This window comes from Acinetobacter sp. YH12138, from assembly GCF_015218525.1.
GTDB classification, from domain to species: Bacteria; Pseudomonadota; Gammaproteobacteria; order Pseudomonadales; family Moraxellaceae; genus Acinetobacter; species Acinetobacter amyesii.
Genome location: NZ_CP048670.1, coordinates 255,731 through 269,161, shown reverse-complemented (window position 1 = coordinate 269,161; position 13,431 = coordinate 255,731). Strand labels below are relative to the sequence as shown.

General features: G+C 42.7%; 14 protein-coding genes and 5 tRNA genes. All 19 read right to left on the bottom strand.

Translation table 11 applies throughout. The features are described 5' to 3' along the window. Positions 1–214: 214 nt before the first annotated feature. Entirely contained in the window at positions 215–586 is a 372-nt protein-coding gene (gene rplL, locus G0029_RS01315; RefSeq protein ID WP_078189828.1) for a 50S ribosomal protein L7/L12, read from the bottom strand. A 48-nt stretch (positions 587–634) separates the two neighbouring features. Further along, a complete protein-coding gene (rplJ, locus tag G0029_RS01310; RefSeq protein WP_111885844.1) occupies positions 635–1,141 on the bottom strand; it encodes a 50S ribosomal protein L10 in 507 nt (168 codons plus the stop codon). A gap of 301 nt (positions 1,142–1,442) precedes the next feature. Beyond that, positions 1,443–2,138, bottom strand: a complete 696-nt coding sequence (gene rplA / locus G0029_RS01305) for a 50S ribosomal protein L1 (RefSeq protein ID WP_078189830.1) — start codon at positions 2,136–2,138, stop codon at positions 1,443–1,445. Positions 2,139–2,141: 3 nt separating this feature from the next. Then, positions 2,142–2,570, bottom strand: coding sequence for a 50S ribosomal protein L11 (rplK, locus tag G0029_RS01300; protein ID WP_004868049.1), 429 nt, complete (start codon positions 2,568–2,570; stop codon positions 2,142–2,144). Positions 2,571–2,685: 115 nt separating this feature from the next. Further along, the gene (gene nusG / locus G0029_RS01295; protein WP_078189831.1) at positions 2,686–3,219 is read right to left on the bottom strand and encodes a transcription termination/antitermination protein NusG; all 534 of its coding nucleotides are present in this window, start codon (positions 3,217–3,219) and stop codon (positions 2,686–2,688) included. Between the two features lie 7 nt (positions 3,220–3,226). Further along, complete coding sequence (secE, locus tag G0029_RS01290; RefSeq protein WP_078189832.1) at positions 3,227–3,667, bottom strand: preprotein translocase subunit SecE; 441 nt, start codon at positions 3,665–3,667, stop codon at positions 3,227–3,229. A gap of 76 nt (positions 3,668–3,743) precedes the next feature. Continuing rightward, positions 3,744–3,819: transfer RNA gene (locus tag G0029_RS01285), tRNA-Trp, on the bottom strand. A 55-nt stretch (positions 3,820–3,874) separates the two neighbouring features. Then, the gene (gene tuf / locus G0029_RS01280; protein WP_180084375.1) at positions 3,875–5,065 is read right to left on the bottom strand and encodes an elongation factor Tu; all 1,191 of its coding nucleotides are present in this window, start codon (positions 5,063–5,065) and stop codon (positions 3,875–3,877) included. A gap of 155 nt (positions 5,066–5,220) precedes the next feature. Continuing rightward, a tRNA-Thr gene (locus tag G0029_RS01275) sits at positions 5,221–5,295 on the bottom strand. 23 nt (positions 5,296–5,318) lie between these two features. After that, a tRNA-Gly gene (locus tag G0029_RS01270) sits at positions 5,319–5,394 on the bottom strand. Positions 5,395–5,432: 38 nt separating this feature from the next. Next, a tRNA-Tyr gene (locus tag G0029_RS01265) sits at positions 5,433–5,516 on the bottom strand. Positions 5,517–5,570: 54 nt separating this feature from the next. Continuing rightward, positions 5,571–5,646 (bottom strand) — tRNA-Thr (locus tag G0029_RS01260). Between the two features lie 98 nt (positions 5,647–5,744). After that, positions 5,745–7,238 carry an anthranilate synthase component I gene (gene trpE / locus G0029_RS01255; RefSeq protein ID WP_180109694.1) on the bottom strand — a complete coding sequence of 498 codons (1,494 nt, stop codon included), beginning with the start codon at positions 7,236–7,238 and terminating at the stop codon, positions 5,745–5,747. A gap of 117 nt (positions 7,239–7,355) precedes the next feature. Next, positions 7,356–8,024 carry a phosphoglycolate phosphatase gene (gph, locus tag G0029_RS01250; RefSeq protein ID WP_180106156.1) on the bottom strand — a complete coding sequence of 223 codons (669 nt, stop codon included), beginning with the start codon at positions 8,022–8,024 and terminating at the stop codon, positions 7,356–7,358. Between the two features lie 77 nt (positions 8,025–8,101). Then, on the bottom strand, positions 8,102–8,851 hold the full coding sequence (locus tag G0029_RS01245; RefSeq protein WP_180106154.1) for an FHA domain-containing protein: 750 nt from the start codon (positions 8,849–8,851) through the stop codon (positions 8,102–8,104). A gap of 77 nt (positions 8,852–8,928) precedes the next feature. Further along, positions 8,929–11,160, bottom strand: coding sequence for a type II secretion system secretin GspD (gene gspD, locus G0029_RS01240; RefSeq protein WP_180109663.1), 2,232 nt, complete (start codon positions 11,158–11,160; stop codon positions 8,929–8,931). A 42-nt stretch (positions 11,161–11,202) separates the two neighbouring features. After that, positions 11,203–12,069 carry a type II secretion system protein N gene (locus G0029_RS01235; protein ID WP_180109662.1) on the bottom strand — a complete coding sequence of 289 codons (867 nt, stop codon included), beginning with the start codon at positions 12,067–12,069 and terminating at the stop codon, positions 11,203–11,205. Next, positions 12,069–12,812, bottom strand: coding sequence for a type II secretion system protein N (gene gspN / locus G0029_RS01230; protein ID WP_180109661.1), 744 nt, complete (start codon positions 12,810–12,812; stop codon positions 12,069–12,071). The genes G0029_RS01235 and gspN overlap by 1 nt, the downstream gene beginning before the upstream one ends. 167 nt (positions 12,813–12,979) lie before the next feature. Then, entirely contained in the window at positions 12,980–13,306 is a 327-nt protein-coding gene (locus tag G0029_RS01225) for an H-NS family nucleoid-associated regulatory protein (RefSeq protein WP_078190459.1), read from the bottom strand. Between the last annotated feature and the right edge of the window lie 125 nt (positions 13,307–13,431).

Below are 13,431 nucleotides of genomic sequence, written 5' to 3'. Positions count from 1 at the left end.
CTGCAATTTTTAGTGGTATTAAAACGCTTAACAATATTTTTTTACTGAAAAATATTGGTAAGCGTTTGGTTTTATAAATTATTTTTAATTTGTATGATTTTTATATCATGCAAACAAAAATCGAGCCGATTATTGTAACGCAAAAAGGCTGATGACCCAAGGGCCACCAGCCATTTTTTGGAGCCGATTATAAAAAAATCGACTCCCCTTAAGATTACTTAAGTGTAACTGTAGCACCAGCTTCTTCAAGTTTTTTCTTAAGTTCTTCGCCTTCTTCTTTAGAAACGCCTTCTTTAAGAACTGAAGGAGCGCTTTCAACAAGATCTTTAGCTTCTTTAAGACCAAGGCCAGTAGCTTCACGAACTGCTTTAATTACAGCAACTTTGTTAGCACCGAAAGAAGTCAACTCAACGTTGAATTCTGATTGTTCTTCAGCAGCAGCACCAGCAGCGCCAGGAGCAGCAGCAACTGCTACAGCAGCAGCAGATACGTTGAATTTTTCTTCGAAAGCAGAAATAAGTTCAACAAGTTCAAGAACAGTTTTTTCAGCAACTGCGTTTAAGATTTCTTCGTTTGTTAAAGCCATGAGAGTAACTCCAAATGGGTATTGAATGGTGTGTAAATTGATTTAAGCTTAAGCAGCTTCTGACTCGTTTTTCTCTTTGAGCGCAGTAATAAGGCGACCCAATTTCGAAATAGGAGCTTGAAGAACGTTTGCAAGCATAGTAAGCGCTTTCTCTTGGTTTGGAAGGTTTGCGATAACGCTAACTTCAGCACCTTGATAAACTTTACCGTCAAATGCAGCAGCTTTAAGTTCAAATGCTTTATTAGTTTTAGCAAATTCTTCGAACAAACGAGCAGCTGCGCCCATGTCGTCTTCAGAAGTTGAGAAAGCTAAGATTGTTGGGCCAACAAGGTTGTCGCTCAAGATATTGAATTGAGTATCTTGAAGAGCACGTTTAGCCAAAGTGTTACGAACTACACGAGTAGCAACACCTAGTTTACGAGCTTCAACACGTAGAGCAGTTAATTGCTCAACAGTTAAACCTTGATAGTCAGCAACAACAGCAGCATACGCAGTAGAAGCAACCTCAGTTACTTCAGCTACGATCTGTTTTTTGCCTTCGATAAGAAGAGCCATTGTAAAACCTCCTAACGGTGATTTATGCACCTATACAGATGCACTCCCAATTCGTTAGCTCATCACTGAACCAACACGCGGAGGAGGAACAAATCACACCACCGCGTCTACTCAGGCTGGGCTATTAAGAAGAAAGCATAAAACTCCCCTCGCCTGAGGTCTTTGACGCTGATAAATCTAAATTTATCAATTCAAAGTTTGCCTGAATCACGCAATATACGACGAAGCGTTTCTTGCGTAATATTTAAAGCAGTGCTTCAAATATTACTCAGGGCTTTAAAATTCTGTAATAAGTCGAAACTTATTTAGAAACGTTTGCTACATCAACAACAAGACCAGGACCCATAGTAGAGCTTAGAGTGATCTTTTGGATGTAAACACCTTTAGAAGTAGCAGGTTTTGCTTTCTTAAGGTCAGCTACAAGAGCTTCAACGTTTGAACGAACAGCTTCAGCAGTGAAACCTACTTGACCGATCGCAGCGTGGATAATACCCGCTTTGTCTACACGGTAACGTGCTTGACCAGCTTTCGCGTTTTTAACAGCAGAAGCTACGTCAGGAGTTACAGTACCCACTTTAGGGTTTGGCATTAAGCCACGTGGACCAAGAATCGTACCTAACTTACCAACAACGCGCATTGCATCCGGAGCTGCAATTACTACGTCAAAGTCAAGGTTACCCGCTTGGATGCTTTCAGCAAGATCATCAAAACCAACAACGTCCGCGCCTTCAGCTTTAGCAGCTTCAGCAGCAGCGCCTTGAGCAAACACAGCTACACGTACAGTTTTACCAGTACCTGCAGGAAGTGTAGTCGCGCCACGAACAACTTGGTCAGATTTACGAGGATCAACACCTAGGTTTACAGCAACATCCAAAGATTCTTTGAATTTTACTGCTGGAAGGCCGTTAAGAACTGCAACTGCTTCTTCCAAAGTGTAAACTTTGTTAGCTTCAACAGCAGCAACAATGGCTTTTTGACGTTTAGTTAATTTAGCCATGTCTTATAGCTCCACTTCCAAGCCCATAGAACGCGCAGAACCAGCAATGGTACGTACACGTGCGTCTAAATCAGCACCAGTAAGATCTGGTTCTTTAGTAGTCGCAATTTCTTCTAATTGAGCGCGAGTCAACTTACCAACTTTAGTTTTGTTAGGTACAGCTGAACCCTTTTGGATACCCGCAGCTTTCTTAAGAAGAATCGCAGCAGGAGGAGTTTTCATGATGAATGTGAACGACTTGTCGTTGTACACAGTGATCACTACTGGAATTGGAAGACCAGCTTCAACTTTTTGTGTCGCAGCATTGAATTCTTTACAGAATGCCATGATGTTAACACCACGTTGACCTAGTGCAGGACCAATCGGTGGAGATGGATTTGCTTTACCAGCTGGAACTTGCAGCTTGATATAGCCGTCAATCTTCTTAGCCATTTCAATTACCTCTGGGTACTAACGCCGCTAGGCTCCCCATACATATAAGTAACGATACCGTTACAACAACAATGCCCGACTCATAACAAATCGGGCGTTTATCAACCAAGTTAAATTAAACCGATTTTTCGACTTGGCGAAATTCCAGCTCAACCTGAGTTGGTCGATTAAATACATTAATCGTCAACGTTAAACGTGACTTATCGTATAGAACTTCTTCCACCACGCCTTTAAAATCGGTGAATGGACCGTCAATTACGAGTAATTCTTCACCTGGTTCAAACATCGTCTTAGGACGAGGTGCTTCGCCAGTATTGCGTACACGTGCAAGAATCGCATCAGCTTCTTTTTGCGTAATTGGTGCAGGCTTTTCTGCAGTACCACCGATGAAACCTAATACTTTTGGACATTCTTTAACAATGTGCCAAGTTTCATCATTCATTTCCATCTCGACTAACACATAGCCGGGAAAGAATTTACGCTCAGATTTACGTTTCTTACCATCCTTCATTTCCACTACTTCTTCAGTAGGGACAAGGACTTCACCAAAGCTATCGGCTACAGCGCTACGCTGGATTCGATCATTAAGTGAGCGTAACACTTGTTTTTCATAACCAGAATAGGCATGAATAATGTACCAACGTTTCATAGCTCTCTTACCCGATAATAAACTTCATTAACCAGCTCAAAGCATAGTCAAAGCACCATAATAAAATAGATGCCACTAAGACTACCGCAAGTACCTGCCAAGATGTGGTCATGGTCTCTTGCTTGGTTGGCCAAGTCACTCGACGTAACTCAATTCGAGCATCTTTCAACAATCGAACAAAGCCTTTGCCTTGATGGGTGGCGTATAATAAACCTAAAGCCACGATGATACAAGCCAAAATTACCCCAACACGGACCCAAACATCATTCGCTGGTGCCCAGTATGCTGGCAAATGTTGATTCACCATCATAGAACTACCGAGTAAAATCAACGCGATAACCCACAGAACATAGTCTAAAGGGGAACCAGAATTAACAACTTCAGCAGGATTATTTCTTTGAGGAATTGGCGCGTCGCTTAATGCGTCACGCGATTTATCATTCGACATTTTTGTACTCGTCGTAGGATTCGCGACTTATTATATGACCAGTTGAGCCAGCATCAAGCTTCTTTTTAAAAAAATTTGGCAGGCCAGGAGGGACTCGAACCCCCAACATTCGGTTTTGGAGACCGACGCTCTACCAATTGAACTACTGACCTGCAGAGCAAATCGAGAGTCGAAACTCTCGATCTGTACAAAGATAACTGTATTATATTATGCAGTTACTTTAGAAACAACACCCGCACCAACTGTACGGCCACCTTCACGGATCGCAAAGCGTAAGCCAGCGTCCATTGCGATTGGGTGGATTAATTCTACTGACATTTCTACGTTGTCACCAGGCATAACCATTTCAACGCCTTCTTTAAGCGCGATCGCACCAGTTACGTCAGTTGTACGGAAGTAGAACTGTGGACGGTAACCGTTAAGGAATGGAGTATGACGACCACCTTCGTCTTTAGAAAGTACGTATACTTCTGCGTCGAATTTAGTATGCGGTTTGATTGTACCTGGTTTAGCAAGTACTTGACCACGTTGAACGTCTTCACGTTTAGTACCACGTAGAAGAACACCACAGTTCTCGCCCGCACGACCTTCGTCAAGAAGTTTACGGAACATTTCTACGCCAGTTACAGTTGTTTTAACTGTATCTTTAATACCAACGATTTCAACTTCTTCGCCTACTTTCACGATACCAGTTTCAACACGGCCAGTTACTACTGTACCACGACCTGAAATTGAGAATACGTCTTCGATTGGCATAAGGAATGCTTGGTCGATAGCACGTTCTGGTTCTGGGATGTAAGAGTCAAGAGCTTCAACAAGAGCAACCACAGCATCTTCGCCGTATTGACCAGCTTCACCATTAAGCGCTGCAAGAGCAGAACCACGGATTACTGGAGTGTCGTCGCCTGGGAAGTCATAAGTAGAAAGAAGTTCACGAACTTCCATTTCTACTAATTCAATTAATTCTTCGTCATCTACGATATCGCATTTGTTTAGGAATACAACGATATAAGGTACACCTACCTGACGAGAAAGGAGGATGTGTTCACGAGTTTGTGGCATTGGACCATCAGTCGCCGAACAAACAAGGATCGCACCATCCATTTGCGCAGCACCAGTAATCATGTTTTTAACATAATCGGCGTGACCTGGGCAGTCTACATGAGCGTAGTGACGGATTGGAGAATCGTATTCTACGTGTGAAGTATTAATTGTAATACCACGTGCTTTTTCTTCTGGTGCAGAGTCGATTGCAGCGTAATCTTTCGCTTCACCACCGAATTTTTTTGCACACACAGTTGCAATCGCAGCTGTTAAAGTCGTTTTACCATGGTCAACGTGACCGATTGTGCCCACGTTAACGTGCGGCTTATTACGTTCAAACTTAGCCTTAGCCATGCTTTTCTTCCTCGTTTACGTCGAACACAATTCTGAGTAAAACCCAGCTCCGACATATCGCCTAAAAAAAATAAACACCCAATACTTGAAAAGCAGACTAAAAAGCCTGCTTCTGGAATCTTGCGTAACATTTAAAGTTGCTAAACTGTAAAATCTGGAGCTCTTATCGAGATTTGAACTCGAGACCTCTCCCTTACCAAGGGAGTGCTCTACCACTGAGCTATAAGAGCAAATATAAGCACTTCAATAGATATGGAGCGGGAGACGAGGGTCGAACTCGCGACATGTAGCTTGGAAGGCTACCGCTCTACCAACTGAGCTACTCCCGCACGATGTTGGTACAAACCACTTATTGAAGTCTTAAAATTGGTGGTGAGGGAAGGATTCGAACCTTCGAAACTTTCGTAGCGGAGTTACAGTCCGCCCCCTTTGACCGCTCGGGAACCTCACCATTTTACACTTACTTCAGTGTTGTTCTCTCTACTCACTCTCAAACTTTCTAAGATGGTGCCGGCACACGGATTCGAACTGTGGACCTACTGATTACAAGTCAGTTGCTCTACCAACTGAGCTATGCCGGCGTTTCCTAGTGTTTCGTACGTTTCGTATCGGAACGGTGTGCAGTTTAGCAAATCTTGAAATCCTTGCAAGTGTTTTTTCTAAAAAAAACGTGAAAAACTCATAAAATCAATCCATTTGATGATAATTCAACCGCTTTGATCACTGCGCGAGCTTTTATTTGGGTTTCATTCCACTCTGATTCAGGATTTGAGTCGTACACCACCCCTGCTCCAGCTTGAACATAGACCTTATTTTCACGAATTACACAGGTACGAATCGCAATCGACATGTCCATTTCGCCATGCCAGCCTAAATAACCAACAGCACCACCAAAAATTCCACGTTTTACTGGTTCAACTTCGTCAATAATTTCCATAGCACGGATTTTTGGTGCGCCTGAAAGCGTACCCGCAGGGAATGTTGCCTTAAAAACATCCAAAGCATCGACATCATCACGTACTTCACCTTGCACATTTGACACAATATGCATGACATGCGAATAACGTTCGATCACCATTTGATCAGTCACGTGAACTTTACCGATTTTTGATACACGACCAACATCATTTCGCCCCAAATCGATCAACATCAAATGTTCTGCAATTTCTTTTTCATCAGATAGCAAATCTTTTTCTAGCGCTAAATCTTCTTCTTTTGTTTTACCTCGTGGTCGCGTTCCCGCCAAAGGACGAACTGTTGCCACACCATTTTCTAAACGGGACAAAATTTCAGGTGATGAACCGACGATATGAAAAGGAATGTCATTTTCTAGTGTCTGCCCTTGCACCAAGAACAAATATGGCGATGGATTGAGGTGACGTAGTGCACGATAGACCTGTAAAGGCTCACCATCAAAATCGGATACCATACGATGACCTGGCACAACCTGCATCACATCACCTGCTTTAATGTACTCTTTTACTTTTGCAATAGAGTCAATAAAGTTATCGTGTCCGGTGATGGATTCAAACTGTGGTGCAGTATGCTTATTTGCTTTGAGTGCAATTGGGGTTGCCAAAAGTTCTTCTAGCTCATCCAATCGTTGCTGCGCCTTGGTATAGGCCTCAGCATCATTTACATCGGCATGCACAATTAAGAATAAGGTATCCTTAAGGTTATCAAAGACGATGACGGTTTTTGATAGCATCATCCAAATATCCGGAATCCCGACCGGGTCAGCTTCTGGAACGTTATTGAGCTTTGGTTCGATATAACGTACAGCATCATAACCAAAGTATCCAACCAATCCACCGGTAAAGCTCGGCAACGCTGGCAAATCTTGCTGTGTAGGCACTTTATATTGTGCTTGGAAGTCACGAATGTATTGAAATGGGTCAGCACATTGTTGTTTTTCAACCGAGCCATCAGCATGTTGAACGGTCAACTGCCCTTCATTACACGAAAATACGGTGGACTCGCCCAAGCCAATAATGGAGTAACGCGCCCAGTTTTCGCCACCCTCTACAGATTCAAATAAATAGGCTTGTTTATGTTGTTTTAATCGCGCAAAGACAGACAGCGGAGTTTCTGTATCTGCCAAGCGCTGACGATATACCGGAATCAAGTTATATCCAGCAGATTTCAGTTGTTCAAATTGAGTTTGTGTAGTCATCTCGGTTTCTCTATTTTTCGCGTGGTCAATTTCAGTTAATTTCTTCTCATGCTGATTGAGTGACGCCATCGAAAACCTACACAGTTGCTCATTTTCACTTCCTTAACCCTACTTATTTCAACCCAATAATTCTTTTAAGTTATCAACCACGTGCTGCGGCTGACAATCTCGAATATTTTCACCATGATTATAGCCATAGCTGACCACAATACAATCAATACCCGCACGACGTGCTGCCTCTACATCATTGACAGAGTCACCTACCATCAAAATTTGCTGTTTTGGCAAGGCATAATGTTCCGCACAATACTCTAACTGCTTGGGATGTGGTTTACGCTCTTCAAAACGATCTCCACCTATCACATCATCAAAGTAGTCATGCATGCCCAGTGCCTGCACAATACTGCGTGCCGGTTGCTCTGGCTTATTGGTCACACAAATCAGAATTTTCTGCTCTGCTTTTGCCCAATCCAAGAACGCTAGAATGCCGTCAAAGGGCTGCGTCAAGACACAAGGATCGGCATTGTAAATCTTTAGAAAAGTTTCCAGTAAAAGATGGTGCTGTGCGGCATCCACCTTCCCGGTCAAGTATTCAAGTACGCTATGACAAAACAATGAAGTTCCTTTCCCAATCCAGTTTCGCACCTGCGCTTCTGTGACCAACGGTAATTGCAACGCATTTAGACTCATATTCATCGCACGATGTAAGTCAGATGCTGAATCGACTAGCGTTCCATCCAGATCAAATAAAATCATTTGGCGTTCTGCTAAACGAACTTCAAACATAATGTCCCTCTATTTTTTTGTAAATTTTCCCCATAAAAAAGGCATGCCCATGCATGCCTTTTGAGGAATGTCTCGGTTTATTTAAACAAGACCCATGCAATAATTGCAAGAATGATTAAAACAATGACTGAGATTAAGCCCACAGAGGCATTTTTTTGCGCTTCACGCTCTTGCTCTACACATGTCGCTGGAATTTGTACATCACATGCTTCATTTTTCGGAACAGCAGTTACGTCAATTCCCTCAGGAATTGGTGCAGGTTTAGGCACACCTACATTGGTCGGCATACCATCACGAGTCAATTGAACCGAGCCATCTCGCTCTTTCAACTCTGGCATACCTTGATCATTCATTTGTTGTGCTGCGGTTTTAACAACAGGCTCTTGTGCCTTAGTCTCAGACGTGTTTGCTACAGACTCTTGTGCCACAGTTTCAGAAACTGCAACAGCTTCAGACGGCTGCTGAACAGGTGTAATTTCTTCTGTTTGCAACGCTTCAACGCTTTGTTCAATATCCGCTGGGATCTGAACAGCTTTAGCTGGAGCCAATAAACTAAACTTCACACTGGCAAACTGTACAATATCACCTTCTTTTAAAAGCGATTCACCAGTCAAACGGACATCATTAATAAACGTCCCATTGGATGAATTAAGATCTTGCAACCAGAGTGCCTGATCTTTCAGTACAAAGGCAGCATGTTTACGCGATACATCAGATTCTTGCAAAACAATATCTGCTTGTTGATGACGACCCACCAACATATCACGCTCAATACTAATTTCTTGTCCTGTTAAATCACCAGAAATTGCTTGAATTTTCCAAGTCATGAAGTTAATTCTCTATTGCTCGTTTTTTTCATCATAGCATGCTGTGGTTTCAAAGCTAAACCACTCTGCTGTCTAACCTAAGGCATGCCCGCCACTTTGCCATTCGGTACGGTAATGGTTTCGCGCTTCACCGCAGGCTCAATGGCTACTGGCGTGGAGACCACTGCCGCTGGCTGTGTCGTTTGCGGTGCTGTAGGTACCGTCTTATACACAGGGGCTGGTGCTGTACCCTTTGAAACAGGTATGCGCTGCTGATACACATCATCAACATTTTCAGGCAATTTCGCAAAATTACCATCATTATCCAGTGCCAGTTGCAGACTATAGAGCTGACTGTAACGCTGCTGAGACATTTTCTTCACATCAGCAGAATTTCCAACAATGGTCGGATGAATAAAGATCAGCAAATTGCGTTTACTATTGGATTTTCCTTCAGAGCTAAAGAGTTTGCCTAGCACAGGAATAGCCCCTAGCCCTGGAACAGATTGACGCCCATGCAATGTATTGTCAGAGATCAACCCCCCCAACACAATTGTTTGACCATGCTCTGCCAAGATCGAGGTTTTGATCGCGCGTTTAGTCGTAACCAAATCCGACGCTTGGCCTTTATTGTCTTTTACATCAGAAACTTCTTGCTCTACCTCTAAACGCACAGAGCCGCCGTCGCCAATATGCGGTACAACTTTTAAGGTAACACCGACATCTTTACGCTCAATCGATGTATATGGGTTAGCTGTGCCACCATTGGTGGTGACCGAACCTGTCACAAATGGAACGTTTTCACCCACCACAATATAGGCTTCTTCGTTGTCCATTGTCACAATCGACGGTGTAGATAATAAATTGGATTTGGTTTTTTCTTTTAGGGCCTGAATCATCGCACCATAGAGTTTGCGTGAACCATCACTGCCTTCACGATAATCACCAAGGACCAAAGAAGTACCCGCACTCACCGCGCTACCTGCACCCGCAGCACCGCCAGTTAAATAACCTGCGGCAATATTTTTTAAACTCGAACCAAAGTTATCAAAGTTAATTAAGCCGATACCACTACTGATATCACCCAACGCCCATTGCACACCGAGCTGATCGGTATCCGTGCCTTCGACTTCAATAATCGCTGCTTCAATCAGCACTTGCTGACGACGAATATCAAGCTGTTGAATCGCAGACTCGATTTCACGCATGAGCTGCGGATCTGCTTTTACAATCAGTGCATTTTGTGTTGCATCAGCAATAATACTCACGCCATTGGCGTTAAAACTTGAGATACCGTTTTGCGTATTATTGGAAGAGTTATTGCTGTTAAGGTTAATGCCAGAACTGGTGTTGTTTTGTGAACTGAATGACTGTGAATTTGAACTGTTACTATCATTCATTAAACTGTTCATCGTGCTGCTATTTGAGCTATTCGATGAATTCGTACTCGAAACAGCCTGCCCAGTGACCAAACCTTGCAAGATTTCCGACAAATTTTTTGCACTTGCATACTTCAAACGGAAGACTTTCAACCCACCCAATCGATCTGCCGCAGGCACATCTAAGGTCTCAATAATCTTACGAATACGCTTACGTGTCGCTGTATCACCTTTAATGATAATACGATTGGTTCGATTGTCTGCGATGATACGAATTCGTGACCCTTTCGGGTCTTTTGATGCGCCGGTCGAACTCATCGACTCTAACAGTCCAATCATTTCTTCGGCCTGACTCGATTGCAGCGTCACGGCTTCGATATCATTTTGACCCGTTCCATCTAAATTACGAATAATCGTTTCGAGCTGGTAAATATTACTTGCACGGTCTGAGACGATCAGCGCATTGGTCCCCGCCACTGCTGACAAATGTGCAAATTGCGGCATCAATGGGCGCAACGCTGGAATTAAGTCATTGGCATTAGTGTTATCAAGCCAAATTACTCGGGTGACAATTTGGTCTCCAGACGCACGGTGGCGCGCATCATAAGGAATGCCCGAGCTTTTTACATTACTGTCTGGAACCAGTTTAATGGTGTTGCCCGATGGAATCGCCACTACACCATTCACATTCAACACACCGAGAAACAGGTCATAGACTTCATTTTTATTTAAAGGCTTATTGGAAATAACCGTTACATTTCCTCGTACCCGTGGATCAACTGCAAAATTTTTCCCCGTGATATCTGCGACTTCATTAATGAATGCCGTAAGATCTGCATCACGTAAATTGATTTTCCAAGTTTGTGCATAACTTGCTGTGCTGACCATAGCAACCAAGGGCACCATGGCATAGGCAGCTAAAGTTGAACGGTTATTATTAAATAAAGCCATATACGCCTGTGTTTCCTAACCCTATAAAGTGATGAAACATCACTAAAAATCCTGTTGTATGGTCATCACTTGATCACCACGTTTGACTTCAAGTTTCACCTGCCCTTCACGGCGGGCTTGTTCTAATAATTGCGCCTCAGATTGTCCTGCACCGACCGCCTGCCCATTTAAAGACATGATGCGGTCACCCGGCTGCAAACCCAATTTATTTCTTAAGGCAGCAGGTGTTCGGTTTGAAACCTCAAATCCACCATTACCTGATGGATTTACCCCCATTTCCTGCATATATTGTTCACGATTTTCAGTCATGCGTTGTACGGCCTGACCAATCGCGGACTGCGTTGTGCTTTGCCCTAAATTTGCAGGATCAGTTGTATTTTGCATGCTGTTATTCTGCAAAGATCCGCCTGATGTTGCATTGGCTGTAGGGACAATCGGTTGATCTAATCCGTTTTCAATACCTTGGAACGCCAATTCACGCCGTGCACCATTACCCTGCGTTAAAATCACCTTATCCCAGTACACTTCAGCCAATTGGTAGGATGAACCTTGAATGGTTTCTCCAACCAAGTAGCGATCTGAACTCTCATTGACCTTAATCACTGCCGACGAGTAGCGACTTGGCTGTCCAACCACCACACCTTGTAACACCATATTTAACTGCGCGTCAGCTGCTGAACTGCGATTTTCCTGAAACAAGGCAAAAGAACTAATATTAGGAACTTGCGTTTGCTGTGAACCCAATTCAACTCGGTCTAACTGCATAGCTTGTGGCGGTGCAATCAATAACCAAAATAAAGCGGCTAACTTCCAGCACAGGTACAAAATTATTAAAGCCAAGACCACAGGTGCAAGTCGATCTGTTTGCTTCCAATTGATCTCGCGGATTTTTTCGAAATAGTCAGCCATCAGTTCACCCCACTCAATAGGGGTTTACGCGAACTAATCACATACGTATCTAATCCTGCCTTACCTTCATAGGAAGCAACATTCATCAAAAAGCGCTGGGTTAATTGCACATCCAACATGAGGTCTGGCTCAAGTGACAAATTCATCATTTTTTGTTCACGTTGATCTCGAACATCAATCGATAATTTGCCATTATCATCTTTTAATTGGGCCAACATGGCAGGCACATTCATTGACTCTTGACGCTGTGCAAAGCTAAATGATAAATCCCCACCTGCCCACTGTATCTCGCCTGATGAACGACTAAATCCCTGTTGTGGCTTATATTTAAACTGCACATCTTTTAATTGAATGGCATTCATTGGCCATTGCCAATCGGCAAAACTTTTTAAAGTTTCAGGGGCAATTTGACCCTCTAAGTTTTTGATACTGATACTTTTGCCAAAACCATACCCCATCACACCTTGCAGTTTGGTATTACCACTATGAATTTCAACATTTGCACCCAAGCGCAATAAAATCAAATCCCACGGGCGCGTGTTCCAGTTTAACGAGCCTTTCAAGTTTCCTCGTGTCCAATCTGCTTGCCCGTGCCAAATATTGCCACTGACGTTATGTAGCATTTGGTTATTTTTATAAAACTTTGTAATGAGCCACGCTGCTGGTACTTGCAGCATAACGAAAATTAAAAAACTGATCGCAGCAAAAATGAGCCACCGAATATTATTAGTTTTATTGATCATCCCACCACAACCGATCCATCAATTTTTTTCCATCATTTAAACATTTTTCTTTATAGACACATTATGCATACTTTTTCTGCATAGCCAATTCAAAGAGATAAAAAAACCAGGCATTTGCCTGGTTTAATTATCCTGAACTCAGGATATGACGATTTCATGAATTATTCTTAAATTAAGAAGTCTTCTAGTTTCGCGCCTTTTTCTAGCTCAGCCACTAACCAACGCGGTTGTTTACCACGACCAGTCCAAGTGTCATCTGCATTGGTTTTGCTACGGTAACGTGGTTCAACCGCTTTACGAGTTGATTTTTTACGTTTGCTTGAACCAAATTCAAGGATTTGTTCAACGCTTAAATCTAAATTTTCTGCAATTTCAACAATACGGTTGTACGCATCTTCAATCGCTTGATCTTTTTTAGATGCAATCAGCGCTTCAGCTTCTACTTGAAGCTTCTTTAACTCTTCAACTGATAAATTACTAATATCAGGCATAATCTTTCACTCCGAAATTTCATTTTAATAATGCTTATGAAAACTCGCTCATAATATTATAATAAAATTTTTATTCAATAAATAACTTTCATTTTACTACAATATTTTAACACGACTCCTTAAAATAT

Bases quoted from the DNA above. Each gene is read 5' to 3' on its own strand.
- rplL (WP_078189828.1), bottom strand. From the start codon at position 586: ATGGCTTTAACAAACGAAGAAATCTTAAACGCAGTTGCTGAAAAAACT.
- rplJ (WP_111885844.1), bottom strand. From the start codon at position 1,141: ATGGCTCTTCTTATCGAAGGCAAAAAACAGATCGTAGCTGAAGTAACT.
- rplA (WP_078189830.1), bottom strand. From the start codon at position 2,138: ATGGCTAAATTAACTAAACGTCAAAAAGCCATTGTTGCTGCTGTTGAA.
- rplK (WP_004868049.1), bottom strand. From the start codon at position 2,570: ATGGCTAAGAAGATTGACGGCTATATCAAGCTGCAAGTTCCAGCTGGT.
- nusG (WP_078189831.1), bottom strand. From the start codon at position 3,219: ATGAAACGTTGGTACATTATTCATGCCTATTCTGGTTATGAAAAACAA.
- secE (WP_078189832.1), bottom strand. From the start codon at position 3,667: ATGTCGAATGATAAATCGCGTGACGCATTAAGCGACGCGCCAATTCCT.
- tuf (WP_180084375.1), bottom strand. From the start codon at position 5,065: ATGGCTAAGGCTAAGTTTGAACGTAATAAGCCGCACGTTAACGTGGGC.
- trpE (WP_180109694.1), bottom strand. From the start codon at position 7,238: ATGACTACACAAACTCAATTTGAACAACTGAAATCTGCTGGATATAAC.
- gph (WP_180106156.1), bottom strand. From the start codon at position 8,024: ATGTTTGAAGTTCGTTTAGCAGAACGCCAAATGATTTTATTTGATCTG.
- G0029_RS01245 (WP_180106154.1), bottom strand. From the start codon at position 8,851: ATGACTTGGAAAATTCAAGCAATTTCTGGTGATTTAACAGGACAAGAA.
- gspD (WP_180109663.1), bottom strand. From the start codon at position 11,160: ATGGCTTTATTTAATAATAACCGTTCAACTTTAGCTGCCTATGCCATG.
- G0029_RS01235 (WP_180109662.1), bottom strand. From the start codon at position 12,069: ATGGCTGACTATTTCGAAAAAATCCGCGAGATCAATTGGAAGCAAACA.
- gspN (WP_180109661.1), bottom strand. From the start codon at position 12,812: ATGATCAATAAAACTAATAATATTCGGTGGCTCATTTTTGCTGCGATC.